This is a genomic window from Barnesiella viscericola DSM 18177 (assembly GCF_000512915.1).
In the GTDB taxonomy this organism is placed as follows: domain Bacteria; phylum Bacteroidota; class Bacteroidia; order Bacteroidales; family Barnesiellaceae; genus Barnesiella; species Barnesiella viscericola.
In genome coordinates this window covers 678,476-703,580 of the sequence record NZ_CP007034.1, presented here as the reverse complement: position 1 = coordinate 703,580, position 25,105 = coordinate 678,476, and the positions used below count along the sequence as shown (strand labels likewise).

Annotated in this window: 12 protein-coding genes; 8 read left to right on the top strand and 4 right to left on the bottom strand. The window is 46.2% G+C overall.

Translation table 11 applies throughout. The features are described 5' to 3' along the window. Positions 1-43 precede the first annotated feature (43 nt). The 4 genes from BARVI_RS02830 to BARVI_RS02815 all read right to left on the bottom strand — a co-directional run bounded on the left by BARVI_RS02830 (position 44) and on the right by BARVI_RS02815 (position 10,415). Positions 44-1,708 carry an arylsulfatase gene (locus BARVI_RS02830; protein ID WP_025277773.1) on the bottom strand — a complete coding sequence of 555 codons (1,665 nt, stop codon included), beginning with the start codon at positions 1,706-1,708 and terminating at the stop codon, positions 44-46. A 12-nt stretch (positions 1,709-1,720) separates the two neighbouring features. Continuing rightward, a complete protein-coding gene (locus tag BARVI_RS02825) occupies positions 1,721-2,851 on the bottom strand; it encodes a family 43 glycosylhydrolase (RefSeq protein WP_025277772.1) in 1,131 nt (376 codons plus the stop codon). 4 nt (positions 2,852-2,855) lie between these two features. Next, positions 2,856-6,206 (bottom strand): family 43 glycosylhydrolase, encoded by a 3,351-nt coding sequence (locus BARVI_RS02820; RefSeq protein WP_025277771.1) that lies wholly within the window; start codon positions 6,204-6,206, stop codon positions 2,856-2,858. 240 nt (positions 6,207-6,446) lie between these two features. Further along, positions 6,447-10,415, bottom strand: a complete 3,969-nt coding sequence (locus tag BARVI_RS02815) for a hybrid sensor histidine kinase/response regulator transcription factor (protein WP_025277770.1) — start codon at positions 10,413-10,415, stop codon at positions 6,447-6,449. 209 nt (positions 10,416-10,624) lie between these two features. On the opposite strand from BARVI_RS02815, the gene BARVI_RS02810 reads away from it, so the two are divergent. From BARVI_RS02810 to BARVI_RS02775, 8 genes are all read left to right on the top strand, one after another. Continuing rightward, positions 10,625-12,481, top strand: a complete 1,857-nt coding sequence (locus BARVI_RS02810; protein ID WP_025277769.1) for an ELWxxDGT repeat protein — start codon at positions 10,625-10,627, stop codon at positions 12,479-12,481. A gap of 81 nt (positions 12,482-12,562) precedes the next feature. Next, entirely contained in the window at positions 12,563-15,694 is a 3,132-nt protein-coding gene (locus BARVI_RS02805; protein WP_038534249.1) for a SusC/RagA family TonB-linked outer membrane protein, read from the top strand. 89 nt (positions 15,695-15,783) lie between these two features. After that, positions 15,784-17,379 (top strand): RagB/SusD family nutrient uptake outer membrane protein, encoded by a 1,596-nt coding sequence (locus BARVI_RS02800; RefSeq protein ID WP_232213997.1) that lies wholly within the window; start codon positions 15,784-15,786, stop codon positions 17,377-17,379. Between the two features lie 19 nt (positions 17,380-17,398). Continuing rightward, the gene (locus BARVI_RS02795; RefSeq protein ID WP_157232499.1) at positions 17,399-18,370 is read left to right on the top strand and encodes a hypothetical protein; all 972 of its coding nucleotides are present in this window, start codon (positions 17,399-17,401) and stop codon (positions 18,368-18,370) included. A gap of 103 nt (positions 18,371-18,473) precedes the next feature. Beyond that, positions 18,474-19,448, top strand: coding sequence for a glycoside hydrolase family 43 protein (locus BARVI_RS02790; RefSeq protein WP_051401141.1), 975 nt, complete (start codon positions 18,474-18,476; stop codon positions 19,446-19,448). 122 nt (positions 19,449-19,570) lie between these two features. After that, the gene (locus tag BARVI_RS02785) at positions 19,571-21,418 is read left to right on the top strand and encodes a sugar-binding protein (RefSeq protein ID WP_198015980.1); all 1,848 of its coding nucleotides are present in this window, start codon (positions 19,571-19,573) and stop codon (positions 21,416-21,418) included. 23 nt (positions 21,419-21,441) lie between these two features. Beyond that, a complete protein-coding gene (locus BARVI_RS02780; RefSeq protein ID WP_198015979.1) occupies positions 21,442-23,454 on the top strand; it encodes a carbohydrate binding domain-containing protein in 2,013 nt (670 codons plus the stop codon). An 88-nt stretch (positions 23,455-23,542) separates the two neighbouring features. After that, entirely contained in the window at positions 23,543-25,075 is a 1,533-nt protein-coding gene (locus BARVI_RS02775; protein WP_025277762.1) for a sulfatase-like hydrolase/transferase, read from the top strand. Positions 25,076-25,105: the final 30 nt, after the last annotated feature.

Sequence of the window (25,105 nt, the reverse complement as noted above, 5' to 3'; positions counted from 1 at the left end):
AAATCGAATGATAATATCAATGCTCAATTTGGAGCGCTTTATACTATCTCTCTTTGTATATCTTGAATTGTTTTTTGTTGTATTTGTTCCACATTTGTGGGAAAGGCTCGACATGAGCCCTTTGGGCCCATTGGAAATACATCGCTTCGAGTTCCTTGACCATCTCGGGGTATTGAGGGGCCAGGTTATTTTGCTCCGTTCGGTCTTCTTTTATGTTGTAGAGTTCCCAATCCTGTCCTGTATAGTGGGTGGCAACCAATTTCCAATCGCCGAGCCGAACCATTCGGTTCCCTTCGTGTTCGGCAAAGATAGCTCTTGTTTTGAGAGCATTCCCCTCGATAAGGGGGACCAGCGATACTCCTTCCATAGGTTGTACAGCATGACCTTTATATGTTGAAGGGTATTGTGCATGAGCTACATCGACGCATGTGGACATGATATCGGTAAAGTGACAGGGAGTGTGGTTTATCGCCCCCTTTTCTTTGATATGATTGCCCCACCAAACAATAGTCGGTGTTGATATACCCCCTTCGGTGGCAAAGTGCTTGTATAGTTTCAGCGGAGTGTTGCAAACGTTTGCCCAGCCGGTTCCATAGTGGTGGTAAGTGCCGGGTTGTCCCATTTCATCAAGTTCTTTACCGGTGTGAATAACATATTGGGTTCCTGTCTTGTAGTCGAATCCGAACTCATGCCATTCGGCACAGGCCCCGTTGTCCGAGAGGAAGAAGATAAGCGTGTTGTCCAGTTGCCCGCTCTCTTTGATGGCGTGAATGAATCGTCCGATATTCTGGTCCATGATGTCTACCATGGCCGCATATATGGCCATTCGCCGGGCCAAGTCGTATTGTTGTTCTTTCGTCAGGCTGTTCCAGGCCGGCACTTCATGCGGTTCGTCGATAAACATGCTGGCCGGAACCGGCCCTCTCGGGCTCATTTGAGGATTGCCTTGAAGCAGATGCATTTGTGAAATCCGTTTGAACCTTTCGTCTCGAATCACGTCCCAACCTTTCAAATAGTAGGGCATGTATTTGTCGATTACCTCTTTGGGCGCATGGAGCGGGAAATGAGGTGCATTGTATGCCAGGTATAGAAATACCGGTTTGTTCAGCTCACGTCCTTTTTCCATGAACTCGATGGCGTAGTCGGTAATCGCATGAGTTGCATAGAAGTTGTTTTCGATAGGTAGTGTGGGCTCTGCTCCTTGGGGGAGTCTGACATATTTTGAAGAATCCCAAAAGGAGTCGAAGCCTCCCAACAGACCATAGTAATCGTCAAATCCCCGGTTCGTGGGCTTTTGTAAACCCAAATGCCATTTGCCGGACATGGCCGTGTAGTATCCTTCCTTTTGCAATACTTCGGCAATGGTAACATTATCGTTGTCTCTGAACCCGCTGTATCCTTGGGGCCAATTTTGGCGGCTTTTCCCGGCCTCCATGTGTCCCAGGCCCACTTGATGGGGATATAGTCCTGTCAGGAGACATGCACGGGAGGGGCAGCTTCGGGCCGAGTTGTACATCTCGGTGAGCCTTATTCCCTGGTCGGCGAGTTTGTTGAGGTTGGGGGTCTCGATTTCACCGCCGTAACAGCCGAGGTCGGAGAAACCCAAGTCGTCGGCAAGAATTAAAACGATGTTGGGCCGTTGTTGTTGTGCAGAGGCGATACTTACTCCAAATGTGAGAGACAGTAATATATTACGATTGAAAAACATGGCTTCGGTGGATTAGAGGTTACGTGTCGAGTCTATGCTGAATTTCCCGTTTTCGTATTTGATGGGTACGATTCCCGGCCGACACGTCTGTGTGTATTCTTTGGCCTGGGCTCCTCTCGGGTTGAAGAATATGGTTGCCCACCACTGGTTGTTTTTGTCCTGGAACAGATTATTGTGTCCGCCGCCTGTAATCACATTATACCGCTCGGTATAGGGGCCATAAATATTATCCGACGACGCAATGACGCAATCGTAGCTATATCTTGTCGCATCATCATCTTTTTTAGGACAATAAGTCTCTGTACCGTCTTTCAGGCGATGAGACCAGATAGCTTGTACGAGGTGGTATTTGTGGTCATGCTTGAAAATGAAAGCTCCTTCGATATAGGGTTCGGGGTTGTAGGCAGTCTCTTTTATTTGTCTGATAGGTTCGGCCAAGTCCGACATGTCGGGCTTCATCTTGGCGATGTAGTGGTTGTGTCCTATAAAATATACCGAGCCGTCTTCGTCTTCAAAAAGACTACCGTCGATATTGGGGAAGAGCGGTTTGCTCTCGTTCCCTTTGATATTTATGTAAGGGCCTTCGGGAAGCCCGGTTGTGCTTTTCAGGATAAAAGAGCCTTTCCCGGTTTTCGAGTTATTCATGCAAGCCACGATAAACCAGTTTTTCTGACTTTTTATGTAGTGGAGTTCGGGAGCCCATACGGCACGGAATTTATTGTCCAAGGTATCGCCGTTGAGCGATTTTTTCTGATATTTTTCATCGGCATTGAATCTCTTGCACTCTTTTTGCCAGGTACCGTCTCTGTCCATAGACCAGATAAGTCCCATTGCTTCCCAGCTCCTTAAATCGTTGGAGCGGAATAGGTATAAACCGTCATTCCAGTCCCAGCAGTGAACTTGGCCTGTAAATTCCCGATCAGGATCGGCCGTTGTTCCTATCAGATAGTAGTAGTTGTCGTTCCCGAGAGTAATCCAGGTATCGCGCATCCAATAGTCCATCAAGGGCTTTACCTGTTTAGGTATCTGGGTTGCTGTGTTGTGTGTGTCGGCCGAGCCGTAAGGAGGTGTGTCGGCCGATTGGTCGCAACTGATGAGTGTTCCGCAAAGAGCTATAATTCCGATATAAATCAAATCCTTCATGAGGTTATTGTTTAATGATTTTATGTGTAATACTATTGTTTGATGTTGTAATCTTGATAAAGTACAGGTTGGGAGATAGATTCCCTATGGACAGGTTGTAGTCGATACATTCGTCGTGTGGGGTGATGCTTTGGATACAGATGCCGTTGGCTGAGAGTAGATCGATTCTTTTTAGGGTTTCACCGGAGCGGATATGCACTTCGTCGGTCGCAGGGTTGGGATAAATGTCGATGTAAGGACAGGTCGATTCTTCCAGGTCGGACGACTCTCCCAAATTGATGGAGGCATATTTGATGGAGCCGTCGGCCGGCCAAGCCGATATTTTGACAACACCCTCTTTGTGTCGGGTCAGCTTGTTCCCCTCTATGCTGGCAATGGCGGGATTGGAACTGCTCCATACCAAAATCTTGTTGGTCGCATTTTCGGGGAAAACATTAGCTGTAAGTTCAATGGTTTCACCCACCGGACATGCGGTAGATGTTATTTCTATCTCTTCGACGGGGACCTGTCCGGTTTGGTAATACAGATTGCCATTGTAGGTGGCTTTCATGCCTTCGGTGAACAGTCCTATCCGGGACGGAGCCCAATAACCCGACATTTGAGCTATCAGTTTATCGTTGAGATATAGGTACAGCTGGTCGTTTTCCCGTCGGGCTCTTAAATAGTATCCTGCCGCAAGGGTTTCGTCGAAATAGGCCGAGAAGGCTCTGGCTGCTTTGCCCGATTGGGGCGTGACTTCCAGTTTGATAGCCGTTGTCTTGATGGGATTGAAAGTGTAGTGGTTAAGTTCGGCAAAGCGGAGCTCACCATCTAAGGTCGCATCGATAGGGGTCCAGGTAGAGCCCTGCAACGCATAGAAGTCCACATCGAGGGGTAAATCGAATGTCTGTTTCAAGTAGGGATAATACCCTTCGAACCAAAGGATATCCAATCCGGAGACTTCGGTTTCGGTTCTGAAATCATAACGGTATGAGTTGGTAGGATATGTCTCGAACGTGTATTGTCGGGAAGTTGTTCGGTCGAGCGGATATATCTTTTGTTCGGTAAATTCGCCTTGTTCTTTTCGGTCAATATGCAAGGTGCGGTCTTGGTAGTCGATATAAGCCTTCACATAATTCTCCGGGTCGATGTAGAGGGGATAAAAGCCACATTTTCCGCTGTTGGGGATATTCTCGTTCCTGACAAACGTAGAGAATTCATAGTCGGTCAGATAATCGCCTTTGAAGCATTCCGAAACTCCGGTCGACAGGGTATTTGTCATTCCGGCCTGGGAGATGTCCCATGACTCGGACGACTCCCAGCCGGTTATATGGTTGTCCCATTCGTCGAACCCGATGGTATATTGGATTGCATCGAAAGCGACTTTGCTCGATGAGGCTTCAATCCCGATGCGTCCGCTCCCCTCGAAATCGGTTTTGACGGGGGTGTTCAACGTTAAGTTGAAATAGTCAAGTTCTATCTTGAAATTTCCTCCGTTTTTGTAGATGGTCATTGTGTGCCAGGGCTCTTCATAATGACTCACCGGGTCGTTCGTTTCGAGGAATTCGAAATGGTCGGGGAGATTATATTGTTGAACCTCTGAGTTCCCCGCTTTTCTTATTTCGCATTCCCATAGATAACTGTCCCGATATATGGTTACCCTGACAAAATTATCTTCGTTCTGATACCAGGCATATACCGACGCATAATCGTTGCTCCCCGCCTGAATTTTGAACGGAACTTCAAATCGATAGTTTGTCATACTGTCGGTCCGGAGCAGCAGCGACGATATTTTATCCTCCTTGGGATACAACTCTTTATTCTTTATACTCCACGAACTGTTGTTGAGAAATTCGAGTGAGTTGTAGAGGTTATAGTCAAAATAGGAGATGAAGGTTGGGGTTGCCGGTACGGGGTGGTAGCCCGGCGAGTTTACCGAGGCCGATGACTCTACAACCAGTTCTTTGTCGTAGAAATGCATTCGGTCAATCCCTTGTGAGGATACTCCGTTGAAAAAGGCTTTGTACATGATCCATCGTTCGAATCCTCCGGGTCCTACCACGTAATTGGATTGTGATTGTCCGATTACGATTTTCTCGGCCTTTTGCTCTCCTGTATCGAACAGTCCGAAATCCACGAATTTGAAGCAATTGCTTCCGCTGCATTCATTGAGGGCTTCGACCGCAATGATGTTTCCTCCCAGTTTCAGCCAGGCCGGGTCGATGTCTATCAGAGAGTAGGCCGTACTCGAATCGCTTAGCTCCAATTCATTTCCGTTGATGTAAAATTTGGTATCGGCCTCAATCCTGTATTTCAAAGCTGCATTTTGAGGAATATAGTCCAAATCGAAGGTGCGTCGAATAAATAGTTTATCGGTGTTCCATGTCGTGCGGTTTGAACGTATGGGGGCCAAATCGGTTGATTTAAGACCGAATCCACCGTTCCCGGATTTCCAACTTGAATCGTCATAGTCATACTCTTTCCAGTTCCCGATAGGGTCGGTCGTGATGTATTGAGCCTGCCAGGGGCCATGTTCTCCCGAGTTTAGAATCTGTTTATAGATGACCAGATGATCTTCGGTATTTCGGGTCAGGACCGGGTGCGGATATTTTTTTGAATTGTCGAAATTGTTGGGTTTGTCGCTTTGAGCCACCCCCACTTCATACATGCCTGTTCGGGCCGACATTCTGTTGGGTGAGTACATCATATAGTAGTTGTCCCGATATTTGAATAGCTCGGGGCCTTCGAAGTTGATGAAATCGACATTTGTAGGGTGCCCTATCTGATGAGTCATTTGAACGGAGCCGTCGATGCCTTTTCGGACAAACGGAGAGTTCATTTCGAAAGCCCAGACCTCGGCTCCCGATTTGGGATAGTTTGCTCCCGTGATGGGGTGAGGGTCGTCGGGATTGACTTTCTTTACATAGTATAATTCACCATCTTCGTCCTGGAATACCTGTACGTCGATTCCATAATCGTCGAAGGGTTCGTCGATGGCCTGCTCCTTGTACATGCCCAAAGGATTGTCGGCGTATGAATGCCCGATACCGTTGAAATAGATGTGGAATACTCCGTTCCGATACAATATGTCACCGGCTCCGACCCGAGTATATACACTCCGTTGGTTCCATTGCGGGTCGTTCAGCCAGGTAGCTTCGTGGGTCTTTGCTGCTAGAACCGGATCCGACCAGTTGATAAGGTCTTTTGACGAATATATCTGTCCCATGGTACCTGTGCCCATGGCGTAGTAGTAGCCCATGAATCGTTCGACACATCCGTCGTATATGGGGACGACAGGATTGCTCAACTTTTGGGCGAATAATGATTGAGAGAGGAGTATCAAAATGGTGATTGCAAGAAAAACGGCATTTTTCATATAGGTATCGTGATTAAAAGTGGTAAGGTACGTTTTTTCCGTAGTGCAATATTATATATTCTCAAAATTTTAGTGGGGTAATTCTATTCCGAAAGATGGTAATTTTGTGCTATCTGTAATAGATGCCTTTGTTTTGGAGTTGTTGGGATATGTTTTGCGAGAGAAGGTGGTATAAATAAGTGCCCCCTGCCGCCCTTGTAAGGGCGGCAGGGGGCATGAGTGTCGAATCTTCAACCTGTGTTATTCGGATATCAGACCCTTAATGTATTCGCTGGGACTTTGTCCGGTCTCTTTTTTGAAACTTTTTGAAAAATAGTTGGGATTGGAGAAACCTGTTGCATAGGCTGTGTCCGAGATGGTATATCCCTGTTCCAGCATTCTTTTGGCTTTTTCGATTCTAAGCTCCTTGATGTAATCTCCGACAGTCATATCGAGCATTTTTTTAAATTTTACATGCAGGACGGTTCGGCTCACACCGATAGCTTCTGTAATATCGTTTATGCTGAAATCTTCATTAGATATGTTTTTCTCTATCAGTTGTTTGATGTCTTCGAGGAATTTCTCGTCGTACGGGTTGTGTGCTACTCGCTTGATATTTGTGGGGCTCTTTTTGAAATATTTCCGATCATTTTCCTTCGTTTGCAATATGTTTTTTACTTGTAATTGCAGTATCTGGTAGTTGAAAGGCTTTTCGATATAGATATCGGCTCCATGTTTATACCCCTCAATCGTAGACTCTTCGCCCGTTTTTGCCGTGAGCAGGATAAAGGGAATGTGAGAGGTGAGAATATTGGTCTTGACTTTCTCGCATAATTCCAGGCCGTTGATTTCGGGCATCATTAAATCGCTTATGATCAAATCGGGATATTGGCTTTCCAATAAGGATAAAGCTTCTTTCCCGTTGGTTGCCGTGAGAACCTTATATTCCGGGGCGAATGATTCTTCAAGGAAACGGAGCATATCGCTGTTATCCTCGACAATCATGATTTCATATTGAGGTTGTGTGTTCACCGTCTCATTTTTCTCGGAGAATACCCCGGTATCTTCCGGGTCGGTCGGGTCGGTTTTCAGGTCATTGTTCTTGTCTTGTTCGACTTGTGCAGTGTCTCGAACGATAAATTCTTGAAGAGACTCGGGGGTGATATTGATTCTGGCCGTGAAGCAGGACCCTTGGTTTATCGTGCTTTCGACAGTGATGTCGCCCTTGTGCATTTCAATTAGATTTTTGATATATGACAGGCCTATACCCCAGCCGGTTTTATTGTTGCTGTTTACCTGGAAGAAAGAGTCGAATATCTTGTCCAGATGCTCTTTGGAAATGCCAATCCCGTTATCGGTTACTTTGATGACCAGGAAATGTTGGGTTCCGCTCGTTGTCGTGGAGATGTCCAAGTCGACCCGTCCGCCCTTGTTCGTGAACTTGAAGGCGTTGGAAAGCAAGTTGGTGAGAACCTTCTCCAAGATTGATTTGTCTATTGTAATTTCTTCGGGTATATTTGTCATGGTTATGTGATAATCTATTGATTTCTCTTGTGCCATGAACTTGAACGAGTTGGACGTCTGTTCTATAATACCTCGGGGATTTAGGGTCGAGACCGATAACGAGGGCTTGGTTATTTCCATTTTGTTGAAATTGACCAATTCCTGTATCAGGTCAAAAAGTCGCTTTGAATTGTTCAAGATGTCGTGAAGCATGACTTTGGCTTTCTCGGGCATATCGTAGGCGTTGAGCAGTTTTTGAGCCGGCGATATGATGAGAGAGAGAGGTGTCTTGAACTCGTGTGATATGTTGATAAAGAAATTCCTCCTTAATTCATTCATTTCGAGGAGTTTCTCCTTTTCGATGATGTTGATGCGTATCAGCTGTTTCTCATATAATCGTTTTTCTTGTCGTTTATACAGGTAGTAAAGAGCCAATAGACCTATAATCATATAGGTGAGATAGGCCCAAATCGTTTCGTAAAAGGGTGGGGTAACCGTTATTTTTAGTGTGCGGATATTGTTGGGGTGGGTACGTACCTTAAATACGTATTTCCCGGGATCCAATACGGGGAAGATGAATTTCCGTTGACTTCCGATGTTTTGCCAGTCGGTGCTTAGCCCGTCGATAAAGACTTGATAGTTTTGCGCTTTATTGGCCCCTGTCTGTACACCGGCAAATTCTATTCCCAGGAATTTGGCTTGGTTGTACGATATTTTCAGTTCATCGGTATAGTTTATATTCTTGTCGAGAATACCGCCGTTTTGTGGAAGTATATTTTTCCCACCGATAGAGAGGTTGGTGAATATGATGTGGGGAATATGCGTATCTTTTTTCAGACTTTGGGGATTAAACGTGATTAGCCCCTTGTTTGTCCCCGCGAATATCAGTCCCTGTGAACTGAAAAAGGAGGAGGTGTAATTGAAGTTCTCCGTGGGTAAGCCGTCGTTTGATGTGAAATGTACGGCTTCCGATAAGTCGGGTTGTATCTTGTAGAGCCCGTTGTTGGTCGTTACCCATATGTTGGCCTGGCTGTCTTCGGTGATGCTGTATATGCAGTTGGCATTGATTTTACCTTCATTTAAGAAAGAGGATAGACTGTCGTTTGAGGTATTCAGATGGTACAATCCACCGTTGTTGGTGCCAAACCAGATATTGCTTTTCTTGTCGGCAATAATGGTCGTGACATAGTTGTCGGTAAGCCGGTTGTGAGTCGATTTGATATTCCACTGTTTGATGGTATTTTTTTTAGGTGAGTATTTGACCAGTCCGCCCACTCGCAATCCAATCCAGATGTTTCCCTGATAATCGCCGGTGAGGTAATAGACAAAGTTGTTGTTGAGTATCTTGTTCTTGATTGGCGTTATTCGATTTTGTTTGGAGTCGTAAAATGCCAATCCGGACGAGGTCCCTATCCATAGGGTTTTCGCAGGGTCTATGTATAGGGAGAAAATGCTGTTCTCGGGAATCGAACTGTTTCTTCTGTTGAACAGGGAGGATTGACCGGTGCGGAGATTATACTTGACCAATCCGTGCATAAATGTGCCAATCCACAGGTTCTTCTCCGGGTCAATCTGGATACTGTGAATATTTTCGGTATTGATCGATGGGTGCTTGAACTTGGTAAACAGGTCCTCTTTCGGGTTATACCGATAGAGTCCGCCGTCTTCGCTGGCAATCCATATCTGGTGCTCTTCGTCTTCGATGATTTGCCTTATAGCCGAAGCTTTGAGCCCCTTTGAGTTGTAGTTGATGGTATAATAGTTGAATTGACTGGATATGTCATAGAACGTATTGATGCCGCCGAAATAGGTTCCTACCCACATGTTTCCCTGATTGTCTTTCTTGATGCAATATATGGCATTGTCGTTAAGTCCGGAGCTGTTGTAGGTATTTTTTCTGATGTGTTGCATTTCGCCCGAGCCATTGTATAGCAGGATACCTTTTTCTGTCCCGAACCACATGTCTCCATGTCGGTCCTGGGCAATACTCCTGATGATACCCTCTTCGCGGCTTTCCGGGGTGTATATGCTCTTTATTTCGTGTGTCTTGGAATCTATCTTTATAATTCCGTTCCCATTTTTCCCAATCCATTTATTCCCTTGCTCATCGATATAGAGCGATATGATTGCATCTCGGTTTTTTGGGGTATCTTTTTCTTGCGATATATCCAGTTTGAACTGCTCGTTAAAGTCTTTATCGTAGCAAATCAAGTTGGAACCTACGGTAACCCACAGGTTGTCTTGTGCATCGAAATCAAAAAGGTCACATGATACTTCTTTTCCGGTTCCACTTTGTACAGGAATGAATGTCTGTGTCTCTTGATGGAAGCGATAAAGTATGTGAGAGGAGCAGAAAACCTGCCCTTGCCGGTCTATGACTATTTTGCCGATTGTTGCATTGGGTATGTCGTATCTCTCAAAGGAATCGAGTTCATAGATATAGCGGCAGATGCCGTTGTCGGTCCCGATCCACATGTATCCGTTGCTGTCTTGTGCCAAGGTTTTGATAAAGTTGTTGGGAATCGAGTTCGGGGAGCTCGAAGAGATATAAGAGGTCAGGTCATACCCGTTGTATTTGCACAGGCCGTTGCGGCTACCGGTCCATATTTGGTCGTATGAGTCCTGTGTGATGGAGGTAATGCCGTTATGTATGGGCCCTTTCAGATAATCGAAGTGCTCAAATCGTATTTCGTGGGCTTGTGTTTCCCAGGAAAAAGAGATAATCATTAGAAAGATGTATAACAGATGGCTTCGGCTCATTTCTCTTTCTCGTTAAAAAGTCTATTTCTTGTTTATGAGTGCAAAGAAAAAAATATTTAAGAACAAAAGAGCTAGTAATCGGAATAATTTTACTTGTAAAAATAGTTTATTTCTCTTAATTTTGCTCATGTGAAGTTCATTTGAATCCAATTCTTTTAATTTAAATTATAGATAACATGAAAAACAAGACTTTATTTGTATCGGCATTCGGTGTAGCCCTGATGGGGGTTACCGCTATCAATGCCCAAGAGTTGGTTTTACCGGAAGGTATGGAAATACTGACTCCCGAAAATGTAGAGGTGACCGTTAGTACGGCAAGAGCCAATGATAAAGACAAGGCTCTTACCATAGCCGGTAGTGCAGAGAATGGCTATAAGGCCTATTTCACGGCAAAAGATGCTGAACATGGCGAGGAGTTGTGGGTAAGTGATGGAACGAAAGAGGGAACCAAAATGGTGAAGGATATATATCCGGGTGTCACTAGTTCTAATGTATTGTACATTACGAGATTTAATGACAAGGTGGTTTTTCAGGCAACAGCCAATGACGACGAAGGAGCCGAGTTGTGGATTTCGGACGGTACCGAGGACGGTACCCGTATGATTGTCGACATCAACATACTGGGTGGGTCGGAGCCGGCCGGGTTCACTCAGATTAATGAAAATGAATTTATCTTTGGAGCCAAGGATTACGAAAGTATCAGTTATGGTGAAGAGGAACAACGATGGTTGTGGATTTCCGACGGAACGGCCGACGGGACGCGCCTGTTGAAAGATTGCAAGGTTATTTATCCGGGAGCGAAGGTGGCTACCGACGACGAGCGCTTCTTTGTTCGGGTAGGGAGAAAGGTCTTTTTTAAGGCCGATACCAAGGATAACGAATTCGGTGAAGAGTTGTGGATAACCGATGGGACAGAAGCCGGGACAAAGATGCTGCTGGATATCAACAAGACGGTTGCCAACGAAGAGACGGGAGCTACGGCTGGCGCCCAACTGGACTGGTTTACCAATTTCAAAAACGAGAAATTGTTCTTTATTGCATATTCCAATGAGTATGGCAATGAAATTTGGGTTAGCGACGGAACAACCGAGGGTACCTATATGATAAAAGATTTGACCGAGGGTACCGATGCTAACGGTTTGCCGGCCGGACATGGGGCATTCACTCCCAGAGTATATAAGGACAAAGTCTATTTTAGAGGTTATGACCCTTATTACGGATTGGAACTTTTTGTAACCGACTTTACCGCCGAAGGTACCCATATCGTATTTGACCTCAATACCAATCCTACGGCCACAGGTACGGCCAATGGTTCACCTGACTTGTTCTGTGAATTTGACGGTGTGCTGTTTATGAAAGGAGCAACCGGTAGCGATGCCAATCTTCCCGAAACGAATTTCGGATTGGAGTTGTTCTACACCGACGGAACCGCAGAAGGTTCGAAAATGCAATCGGACTTGAATCCGGGGATAGGTCCCAATGCTGCCTGGGAAGGAATGGTGGTTTCGGGTAGCTTCTATTTCAGAGCGCAGGATCAGACTCCGGCAGCCGGTTCGAGCCAGGCCTGGGAGTTGTTTAAGATAGACAGTAAGGACGAGTTCCCCAAGAAGGTGGTCGATTTGGGTGAAGGCCCCGATTTTGTCCATTCGTTGAGAAATCTCGATGGAGACCTGGTATTCACCAGTCAGATAAAGAAGAGCCTCTTTGTCTATCACTATCGCAAAGCCGATTATGATCCTCAAAAGGATAAAGAGAATATGGATCCCGATTTTGGTGAGACCTCGGCCGTCATGGCTCCGTCGAGCATGGATAAGACAGTCGATATCTATCCCAATCCTGCATCGGACTATGTCTGCATCGATACCGATGCCGAGGTGTATGGATATACCATTACCGATTTGTCAGGGAAATTACTGGTAAAGGGACATGCCGATTCGAACAAGATTATGCTCGATGATTTGAGCGCCGGCATGTTCATACTGAGCGTGGAGACTTCGGAAGGCGTGATGAACAGCAAGCTGACCGTGAAGTGATAAGGAGGTTGCAGGCCAGCCTTTGCTCCCTCATCGAAGGCTGGCCTGTATTGATTTGTGTATGATTATAAAAAAGATACCATGGGAAATAGAGGTTTTACAATTTTATTTCTAATCCTGTTTTTTATAAACTTGGGTATAGACTGCTGGGCACAAGGCCAGTCGTATGTCAAGGGCCGGGTGGTCGATAGTGCGACTCAAGAGTCGATTATCGGTGCCACGATAAAAAATAAAAATACCGCAAAAGCCGTCATAACGGACTTTGACGGGAATTTTTCAATAGCAGGTTCAATAGGTGACGAAATACAAATCAGTTACGTAGGGTATAGCTCTCAAACTGTAAAGATAAAAGATAACAATGCGCTATCCATACAGTTATCGTCTAATGACCAGCAGTTGGACGAATTGGTTGTGATAGGGTATGCCACTCAAAAGAAGAGTGACCTTACCGGAGCCGTATCTTCGGTAAAGGCCGATGAGATTGTAGCTTCGGCGGTTCCCAATCCGGCGCAGGCAATTCAAGGAAAGGCACCTGGTGTTTTGGTTATACAAAACTCGGGAGCACCCGGAGGGTCGACGACCATAAAGATTCGGGGTACGGGTACCATTAATGATTCGGATCCCCTTTATGTCGTGGACGGTTTTATCGTTGATAATATCGACCACATAAATCCCAATGATATTGCAAGTATCGAAGTGCTCAAAGATGCCGGTTCTGCCTCAATATATGGTGCCCGGGCTGCCAATGGTGTGGTTTTGGTAACGACGAAAGGCGGAGAAGAGGGGAAAACTAGGATTTCTTTTGATGGATATGTGGGCTTTTCGAACCCGTGGAAGAGTATCGATGTCATGGGAATCGAAGATTTCGCACTGATGCGGGATTATGTGCAGGGAACCCATTATTATTCGCAAGACGGTCAACTATACATGTCTAAGGATAACGGTGGAAACCTGTATTACGACCCTCGCAAGTATCAGCTTCTCGATACGATTGCCTCCTCGCCATATACTCCCAAGAGTTGGTGGGACGCCGTGACTCAAACCGGCATCAAGCAACAATATAATTTAAGTATCAGCGGTGGAAACAATAGAACCAAGTTTATGGTTAGCGGCAACTATTATAACGAGAAGGGTATCGTGAAGACATCGGACTATCAACGTCTGTCGCTTCGTGTGAATCTCAATAACAAACTGACCGACTGGTTGTCGTTGAAGACCAATATCCTGTATACGAATACCGATCGGGATTTGATACCCGAAGGGGCCGATGGCGTGTTGAAGAAGGCCTTGTATCAAAGTCCGTTGATTCATACCTATAACACGGCCGGATACTATTCGGAGAATCACCCTATTGCGATGATTGAGCGCAATCATAACAGCGCGACAACAAACAGATTTGACATCAATATAGACTTGTCGGCCAAGTTCCTGAAATATTTTACCTATCAGTTTAAGTTGTCGAACTATACCAACTTCTACAATCGAAGCAAGTTTGATGAGGTGAATAAACTGGAAGAGAATTTCGAGGCTCCCACCGATTTGACGAAGGTGACCAATTTTGATACTCGAACCAATAAAACCGAGTTGAACAATATTCTCACATATGCCTATGAGTCGGGCAAGCATAATATCAGTGCATTAGTGGGTCAGACGATAGAGATGTCGAGAGTTTACGATCAGGAGACTTCTAAAAAGGGAGCGCCGGGGAACTCGTCGAATTACTGGTATTTGGCCTCGGCCTACTTTGGCGATTATGCCTATGGATTGCTGAACGAGTGGAATGCCATGGGTTTTATCAGCCGGGTAAGTTATTCGTTCGATGACAAGTATCTGTTGCAGGCCAATTTCAGATCCGATGCATCGTCGGTATTCTCGAAGAAAAACCGATGGGGCTTTTTCCCCTCGGTATCCTTGGGTTGGAAATTCTCGGGCGAGGAGTGGATGCAGTCACAGAATGTGATAAGTTTTGCCAAACTGCGGGTCGGTTGGGGTCAACTTGGAAACAATAGAATATCGGAATATGCCCGGTATAAGATGATGGATACCAACCTTTCCTATCCATTCGGGACGGGATTGCATACGACATATCCGGGTGCGGCCTCTTTGACTCTGGGAAACGATAATATCAAATGGGAAAAAACCGAGTCGTATAATGTGGGATTGGATATTAATTTCTTGAACAACAGACTCAGTTCGTCGATTGAGTGTTTTGTGAAAAATACCTCAGACATGTTGATTCAGGTACCGGTTTCGCTCTCGGCCGGACTTAACGAAAATCCCATGGTGAATGCCGGTTCCATTCAAAACAAGGGTATTGAGTTTAATATCTCGTATAAAGACCAGATTGCCGATTTCAAGTACGATATAGGATTCAATATTTCATACATCAAGAACAAGGTGACCAGTTTGGGTACGGGCAACGAGCCTATTTACGGGGCCTTGTTGTCAACCGAGGAAAGCATCAACGACTATGTGACCAAGACCGAGGTGGGCAGACCGATTGCCTGTTTTTATGGATATGTGACAGATGGTATATTCCAGACTCCGGAAGAGGTGGCTGCCAGTGCCCAAAACGACGGTATTACCGAACCGGGCGATTTCCGCTTCAAGGATTTGAATAACGATGGGAAAATCGATGCCTCGGACCGGACCTATCTTGGGTCGCCGCACCCCGATTTTGTATATGGTATTCCCATTACACTCTCGTATAAGAATTTTGATTTCTATATGTTTTTCCAAGGGCAATGGGGAAATAAAATATTTAACGTCATGGAGTACTATTTGAATTCGGCTCATGGTACGGGTAATGTGTATGCCGATCTCCGGTCGAAGTGCTGGTCGGGGACGTATGACCCGGAAAAGAGTTTTTATCCGGCCAACCCGCAGGGTACGGTTCCTGAACTCGATGAGGCCGATAGACCCAGAAATTTTAGAGCCTCCGATTTCTATGTAAAGGACGGTTCGTATTGCCGGTTGAAAAATGTGCAGTTGACCTATAATTTGCCTCAGAAGGTGTTGAAGAAATTGCAACTGTCCAATGCCTCGATTTATGTGTCGGCACAGAATTTATTGACTTTTACCAAGTACGACGGTTTTGATCCCGAGATTGGTCGTGACGAGTCGAATACGGGAAACAACCTTTATCTGGGTGTCGATCACGGTAATTATCCTCAATCGAGATCCTTTATGGCGGGAATTAAAATAACTTATTAAATACAGGAACGATGAAAAACGATATTAAATATTTCCTTATATCATTGTTTGCCGCACTGTCATTGTCTTCGTGTAACGACTTTTTTGACATGGAATTGCAGGGAGAATACGACGGGAACAATTTCTATAATACCACGTACCAGTTACAAGTGGGTCTAGATGCGGTTTATGATATATTGCAGACCAATAACTATAATAATTGCGAGTGGATTTTTGGCGAAGCCTGCGGTGACGATGTGGTAGGTAATGATGAGAGTACGACCAACCTTATTTCGGAGCTTGTCAATTTCCAGTTCAATACCTCGAATACCTGGATAAGAGACAGGTATACAATTAATTACAAAGGTATTAATCGGGCCAATCAAGTGATTTCCGGAGCCCGGCGAGTACAGTTGGCTACCCAGGAGATTGAGCAGTATACGAAAGTCAGAGAGATTTTGGGACAGGCCAAGTTCTTACGGGCCTTGTTCTATTTCAATCTGGTGAAGACTTTTGGTGGAGTACCTATCCGGCCGGAACAGGAAGATGTCGATGCCTTGACCATTCCGCGTTCTACGAAAGAAGAGGTGTATGCCTATATCGAGAAAGATTTGAGAGAGGCCGCCATCATGTTGAGAAGCAAGTTTGTCTCAAAAGAGGCCGGCAAAGCCGGGTGTGGAGCTTGCGTAGCCTTGTTGATGAAAGTGTTGGCCTATCAGGCAACTCCCGGTATGGAGTCGGAGAAGTGGAATGAAATCACCAAGTTGGGAGCCTATTTCATCGAAGGGGCCACGTTGACTTACGGCGATATGCTCCATTTCGAAAATTATGAAGAGTCGTGGGACGAACTCAGAGCGAGATTATGGTTCAAGGATAAGGCGCTATTGGCCTCCAATGAGCCGTATGAAACTCCCGAGACGACCATGCCCTCGTTGGCCAACGAGTATTCGTTGGAGACGACAGACAGCTATGGCAATACGTTGGGATATGCCGACTTGTATTATGAGAAAGGCGAGTTTTGCACCCGGTCTATTTTTGAAGTCGTGTTCAAAGAGTCGGCCAATGGATTGAAAGATGACCAGAACGAGGGTACCGAAATTTTCAACGATATATTCTTTAATCGAATGTTTGCTTCGAAGTCATTTAAAGACGAGATTGCCGGTGATCCCAGAAAGGGAGTATTCATACAAGAGCATGGCGAGGTGGCTTTTGACGGTGTGCGTATTGAGGTACCGCCTGGAAAAACGGCCTGCATGAAGTGGTACACGCCGAGCGCCGAAACTCCGTCCGATGTAAATGACAGCGGGAAGAACCGTCGGGTTCTTATCTACTCGGAAGTTGTATTGTTCTATGCCGAAGCCCTCAATGAAATGGGACAACGGGAAAAATCGTTGGAACAGTTGAACTCGGTGAAGCGGGTTGCCAACAAGATAACCAATGTTTCTACGCTCTACAAGGCCGGTACCTATATCGAGTTGCGCGACCAAATATGGAAAGAACGTCGTATCGAACTCTGTCATTTGTGGGATAGATTTTTTGATATTGTAAGACAGGGCCGGGCGGCGCAAGTGCTTCACGATTTTGCCACAGAGACGACGCATAACCGGGGAAAGAACTTTATAGAGGGAGTGAATGAGATATTCCCGATACCTCAGAATGAGGTCGATATAACCAATGGCGTTGTGACTCAGAATCCAGGTTATTAATAACTTAATAGTGTAGAATATGAAAAAGTATTTATATATATTGATGCTCCCGATAGCTCTCTTATGGACTGCTTGTGATAAAGAGGGATTGTCCGTACCAGTTGCATCGTTTACGATGTCGGCAACAGAAACGTCTATCAATGAGACGGTAACATTTACCTATACGGGTACCGGAGCCGAACAGGTTGTCCTCTTTACCGGAGATGAAGGGCACAACCATGATTTGATACATCAGGGGAACAGTGGGTTGGTCTTGAACAAAGGATTACTCACCTATTCATATAAAACGGCCGGCGTTTACAAGGTTGTTTTGATTGCAACCAATTATAACGACCGGGCCGAGGATATGGTATATTCGGTCGACTCGGCCTGGATTACCGTAAACGACGATAATGTGGAACTTCGGTCGGTTTCCTTGCGCAAGGATATGTATCTAAAAGAGTTGCAGGCTCAGAAAATAGGCGATAATACTCTGTTGTTTGCGGTACCGTATAAGGTGCGGGTCTCCAATCGGGATATAGCTGTATCCATGAACAAGCAGCGGGTAAGCATCGAGCCCATGTCAAATTCGGCTGTGGTAACGGTAAATGGTGCGGCCTATAACGAGAATACCTCGTATGACCTCACGCAGCCTTTTGAAATTGAGGTATGTTCACCCAGTGGTAATTCCAAGACTTATCATTCGGTAGTGATGCATTATCCTGTATTCGAATCGTTCTCTATTGAGGGCGTCGACGGGGTAAGTGCCTGTTCGGAATACTATTTCGATAAAGTATCGATTACAGTTGAGTTACCGGCCGGTACCGATGTATCGGCTTTGAAACCTGTGTTTGCATCGGCCGATGCTCAGCAGATAACCGTAAATGGAGAGCAGCAGATTTCGGGCGAGACGGTGGTCGACTTTACCGAACCGGTTGTGTATACGCTTACCACGAGAGATGGCGATGTGTCGGTAGAATCGACAGTCGAGGTGAGTGTCTCGCTTTTATAAAATCATGGAGGCTGGTTCATCGTCAGTCCGTGAGGTGTACCGGCCTTTTTCTTAGTTTCCTAAAAAAAATACGACAATGAAGAAATCTAAAAAAAATACGACAATGAAGAAATCCAGATTCGTGCTTGGACTATTCCTGTTGGGAATAGCTCCTATATGGGCACAAAATCATATCGTGGAGATTGCCGATCCCACTATAACCTGTTTTGAGGGTACCTACTATTTGTATGGAACGGAAAAGAGTCCGCAGCAGGGTTTTCCTGCACTGGCATCGACCGATTTGCAGACTTGGCATCCTGTCGGTTGCATGGAGGGTTATGCCTTGAAGAAAGGGGGCGACACCTATGGGGATAAAGGATTTTGGGCTCCACAGGTTTTGTACAGAAATGGACGGTATTATATGGTTTACACCGCCAACGAACACATTGCCATTGCCGAGAGTAATGCGCCTCAGGGACCCTTTGTACAGAAAAACGTGCAGTCGATCGATGCGGATACGAGACAGATTGACCCCTATCTGTTTGTCGATACTGACGGGAAGATGTATCTGTATCATGTGAGACTGTTCAAAGGAAACACGATTTGGGTTGCCGAATTTAAAGAGGATATGAGTGGCATCAAAGAAGAGACCTTGAAACAGTGTGTGACAGCAACCGAACATTGGGAAGATACGCAGAGTTACCCGTCGGCTCCTGTCATAGAGGGGCCCACGGTGATAAAAAGAGGGAAATATTATTACCTGTTTTATTCGGCCAATCATTTCATGAGCCCCGACTATGCTGTTGGATATGCTTACTCGGAGAGTCCCTATGGGCCCTGGCGTAAGGCGGGGAATAATCCCATTATCAATAAGTACGATGTGGGCATCAATGGTCCCGGACATGGCGATTTGTTTGTGGATAAGGACAATAACTATAAGTATGTATTTCATTCTCATGCCGATAATACGAAGGTCAATAACCGGCGGACTTGGACGGTTGATGTGTTGTTCTCGACGTGTGACGGGAATGGCCCTGAGATTATAACGATTGACTCACACTCGCTGGTACCGTTGTATCTTTCTGACGAGAAACAGTGACCATGACATTAAAAAATACGACAGATTCTATGCGACGAAGATTTTCTATATTACTGATGGCCTTAATAGGCATTTCGGCATTTGCCTTTGATCCCGGAACGAGAATCGCTTGGGTTTACAGCATGAGGTCGTTTGTGAATCAAGGGGTCTATGCCCGGGTAAAACTGCTCTCCAATCGGGAGATGGCGCTGGTCTATAATACGGGCGATATCCTGTATATACGGAAAAAGAGTGTCTCGGATAAAAGCTGGGGCAACCCCATACAGGTGTCGGTCGATAACACCGGGAAGTATAATTATACCAATGCCGAATTGAGCGAACTCTCGGACGGGAGATTGATTTATGTGTGGAATGCCCGACCCAAAGAGGAAGGAGAATATCCCTATAAAATCATGATGAAGTTCTCGGACGATTGCGGTGATACCTGGTATGGTGAGCAGGACATTTATGTGGCCGGGGTCACCAAACGCGAGGGCTGTTGGGAACCGGTCTGTCTGGAAATGCCTTCGGGGGAACTGCAAGTGTATTTTGCCAATGAGTATGGTGTAGCCGATAACAATCAGAATATAACCCTGCTGCGCTCTATTGACCAAGGAAAAACGTGGGGCGATGAAACGGTTGTCTGTTTTCGCGACCGATATAGAGATGGAATGCCTGTCCCGGTCTTGTTGCAGGAGCAGGGTGGAATCGCCGTGGCAATCGAGGATAACGGGATTGACGGGACGTTTAAGCCGGCAATCATCTATTCCACGTTGGAGAATAACTGGGCCGACGGTCCGGTTGGCGGCAGTAGCGAAAATCGTTGGGAGGCGTTGCGTTCGGACTGTAAGTTGAGTGCGAACATTTATGCGGGGGCTCCCTATCTGATTCAGTTGGAGAACGGCGAGACGGTATTGTCGGTGCAGTCGGGTGAGGGAAGAGACGAGCCCAATACACAAAATAGTGCTTTGATGCAGGTGTATGTAGGCGATAAGGAGTGCAGAAACTTCGCTCGCAAGTCGACCCCCTTCCAGTTTTCCGATTCACAAGTTTCGGTATTGTGGAACTCGCTGTGCGCCGTCGACAGCACGACTCTATTGGCCGTATCGTCAATAAGCGGACTGAGTTCTCAGAATGGTATTTGGACTGCTACCGGTCGATTGTTCAACTCTATGGAAATAGAAAACTGTGAGGGCCGGGCCGAACGATACGGCAATTTCTCCCCCTTGTATCTGGGAGCTGAGGGATATGCCCATCTACAAGTGAAATCGGCCTGGGACAATAGCAATCTATACCTGCTTTTCGATGTGTTTGACCCGGTTCAAACCTTGGCCGAAGAGGGAGAGCCCATGTGGCAGAGCGACGGAGTTGAGGTGTATATCGACCCGCTCAACAAAAACACCGGAACAATCGCGTCGGGTATGTTTAAGCTGCTGTGTGATTATAGCGGACAGTCGGTATATCACAAGTCGGTGGCAGGAGTGTGGCAGGAAGAGGAAAATGATATCGTTTGCAAATCGTCGCTTACACAGACGGGTTATACTTTGGAAATGATTATTCCATGGAGCAACCTCGGTGGTCGCCCTGAAACCGATTTCGGGATACATATAAAACTTCACAACAATGATAACAACAAGAAGTTTGTGCATGAGAACCTGTCGGGAGGCAATGGCGATAAGCCCAATACCTGGTTACCCTGTGTATTGAAAGGGCAACCGACGAGCATGATATCTTTTGTGAAGCAGAATAGCCCGGTGTGTATATGGGTGGCTTCTGGGGCAGGCGGCGAACGAGCAATCCAATATGAGATAAACGGGCCGGTAAACTCTCCCAGGCTTTATATATATGCCATGGACGGGAGGCTGTATTCGTCGCATTCGTTGGAGTCGGCATCGGGAACGCTTCCGCTGTCAGTCCCGGACGAAATTGTTCTGTTGAAATTGGTCGATAACAATAAAGTGCTGGATAGTCAAAAAATTTTATTAAAGTAGTTATGAGGATACAAGCTAATACCATGATGTTATTGAGCCTTTTGGCGTGTGGCGCATTGACGGCTCAGACAACGGTGTCTCAACTGAATTTGCAGGCCGATTTGAATGCGGCCAGGAAAGTGCGTCCGGTTGAGTATGGGTTTCATTATGAGGAAATCGGTATGATAGGAGAGGGCGGACTATATGCCGAGATGGTAAGGAACAGAGGACTTGAAGAGGCCACACCTCCCAAGGGTATGGCTGTGATGAACGAACAATACGTAGGGGTTGTCAATCCTACCGGACCTAATAAGAAGGTGTTTCACGTGTCGCCCGTTATCGGTTGGGTAACAACGCCTTGCGCATATAGCCCGATTGAGATTAGTCGGACAAAGAAGAATCCGCTGAATGAAAAGAATCCACATTCTCTGAGGGTCTTCGTGCATAAAAACCTGTCCGAATTCCCTGGTGCGGCAGTTGTGAATCAGGGATTCTTCGGCATGAATATAGAGAAAGGTGAACGGTATAAATTGTCGTTTTATGCCGTTGCTTCTACCTACAAAGGTGAGTTGAAGATTTCGCTGGCCGACAGAGATGCCCGCAGCATCTCGCCGACGGTAGTAGTGGATAATCTGTCAAAGGATTGGAAAAAATATGAGTTTGAACTTACGGCAACAGCCGATGACGACCGGGGTTGCTTGCGCATAGAGCCGTCGGGACAGGGGATATTCCAACTGGATATAGTCTCGATGTTCCCGGGAAATACCTGGGATAACGGGAAATCGGTTTTCCGGAAGGATATTGTACAGAATCTTGTCGACTATGCTCCCGATTTCCTCCGGTTCCCGGGAGGGTGTATTGTGCATGGGATTAATGAGGAGACGATGTATCACTGGAAAGAGACAATAGGTGATATAGCCCGGCGTCCCGGAGCATGGAGCAAGTGGGCACCTTTTTTCAGAAGCGATGGCCTGGGCTATCATGAGTTTTATGAACTGTGCGAATACATAGGGGCCGATGCCATGTATGTAACGCCTACGGGAATGGTCTGTACCGAGTTTCTGCACCGGGATAAGAACCGGAATTTCGAACATCTGGATACCGATATAGACTATTATGTGCAAGATGCCTTGGACGCTATCGAGTATGCGATTGGCGATACCGCTACCCGTTGGGGCGCGGAACGGGCGCGAAACGGACACCCCGAGCCGTTCCCGTTGAAGTATGTGGAGATAGGGAATGAAGATTTCGGTCCCGAATATTACAAACGGTATAAAAAGATTTATGATGCGATTAAAGCCAAGTATCCCCGGTTGATACTGATATCGAGCAGTATCATATTCAAGGAGGAGAACGATAAGCGCAAATATATAAAGGATTATCTTTCGCCCCAGGATATTGAGGTTTACGACGAGCATTACTATCAAACCCCCGAGTGGGTGGCTGAGAACTATTATAAGTTTGATGAGTATGACCGAACGGGGCCCGATATATTCATCGGTGAGTTGGGGATTGGAGGCCAGTATCCCAGGTCTGTTTTGGCCGAAGGTGTCTTCAAGATGGCCTTGGAGCGGAATGGCGATATGAACCCGTTGATGGCCGACAGGCCGCTGATGCGTAACTGGGATTTTGTCCGGGACAGCAAGATATGTCCGTTGTTCTTGCACACGACCTCCAAGAGTGTAAAGACCTTTAACTATTTCCTGTGTAAGATGTTGCGCGATAATACGATTGGGGTTTCCTATCGGGCCGTGGTCAGCGACGGGGCTCGCGAGTCGGACGAGGTATATGCGACTTTGGGAAAAGATGAGGCTACACACGAGTATGTGTTGAAGGTAATCAACATGTCGGGCAAGCCTTATGCGATGAATATTCAAATAGATGGATTGAAAGGGAAGAAGAAATGTCGTATGACTACATTGATGACAGATACCCGGACCCGTCAAACTCCCGATAGGGAGGGGGTAATAGCCCCCCGAGAATCGGACGTGACTCTTTCGTTCCCGTCGCAAGTTGCCGTAGAGCCCTATTCCTTCACCGTGTACCGGTTTAAGTAATGCGCTTTCACCGGTTCGTTATTCCCGATGAAGTAGTAAGAATCACCAATTTATTAATAACAAGTATAATTAAATAGAAACGACAGTTATGAAATCAAAACTGTTATTATTACCCTCTTTGTTTCTGTTGGGTTGTACGGAGCAGAAACCGGCAACTCCCAATGTCATCGTGATTTTGGCCGATGATTTGGGTTTTGGCGATGTGAGTGCCTACGGTTCGAAAACCATACACACCCCCAATATCGATAAGTTGGCCCGGGAAGGGGTTTGCTTTACCAATGGATATGCCACGTCGGCCACATCGACCCCCAGTCGGTACGCCCTGATGACCGGCATGTATCCCTGGAAAAACAGTGAGGCGAAAATTTTGCCGGGCGATGCTCCCTTGATAATCGATGAACAGACCTTTACCTTGCCCGAGATGATGCGGCAGGCCGGCTATAAGACGGCTGCCATAGGGAAATGGCATCTGGGTATGGGCCGTGGCCAGGTCGATTGGAATAAGCCGGTCGTTCCGGGAGCCAATCAAATAGGATTTGACTATTCCTGCCTGATTGCGGCAACGAACGATAGGGTCCCGACCGTTTATGTTGAAGATGGTCTGGTGGTAGGCTTGGATCCCGCCGACCCTATTTATGTGGATTATGAGCATAATTTCGAGGGTGAACCTACGGCCTTGTCGAATCCCGAATTGCTGAAAATGAAATGGAGCCATGGGCATAACAATTCGATTGTAAACGGAATCCCCCGTATTGGTTATATGAAGGGCGGTGAGAAGGCTCGATGGGTCGACGAGAATATGGCCGATTATTTTCTGGGTAAAGTGAAGCGTTTTGTGACGGAGAATAAGGACCGCCCCTTTTTCCTGTATTACGGGTTGCATCAACCTCATGTGCCCAGGGCACCGCATCAACGATTTGTAGGGACTACCGGCCTCGGTGCCCGTGGCGATGCAATAGCCGAGGCCGACTGGTGTGTCGGTGAGTTGGTTGCTTGTCTCGACAGTTTGAATCTCTTGGAGAATACGTTGATTGTTTTTTCAAGCGATAACGGTCCGGTTGTAGATGATGGATATTGGGACGGCTCGGTAGAGAATCTGAAAGATCATAAACCGGCAGGAGGTTTGCGGGGAGGCAAGTACAGTTTGTATGACGGAGGAACTCACATTCCGCTTTTTGTATATTGGAAGGGGCGGATACAGCCATGTCAATCCGATGCGATTGTGTCTCAACTGGATTTTCTCGCTTCATTTGCCGATTTGGTCGATAGCCGGGTAAATATCGACTCGTTGAATCTGGACAGCAGGAATGTGTTGCCGGCCCTATTGGGGGAAAGTAGTGACGGGCGCGACTATATCATACTCGAAGCACAGGGAAAGATGGCTATCAGAAAAGGCGACTGGATTATGATTCCGCCGTATGCCGGGCCCGAACGGAATGAGACGGGAAATGAATTGGGTAATTTGGAGGATTTCGGGTTGTATCACGTGAAAAACGATCCGGCTCAAAAGACAAATGTGGCCAAGGAGTATCCCGATGTGTTGAACGAATTGAAAGATTTGTTTTACCGTACGACCCAAGGTTATTACAAGTCTTACGTGGAAGAGGTGCCTCTGAAATAAATTTTTTTCGTAGAGATTGACATTAATTAT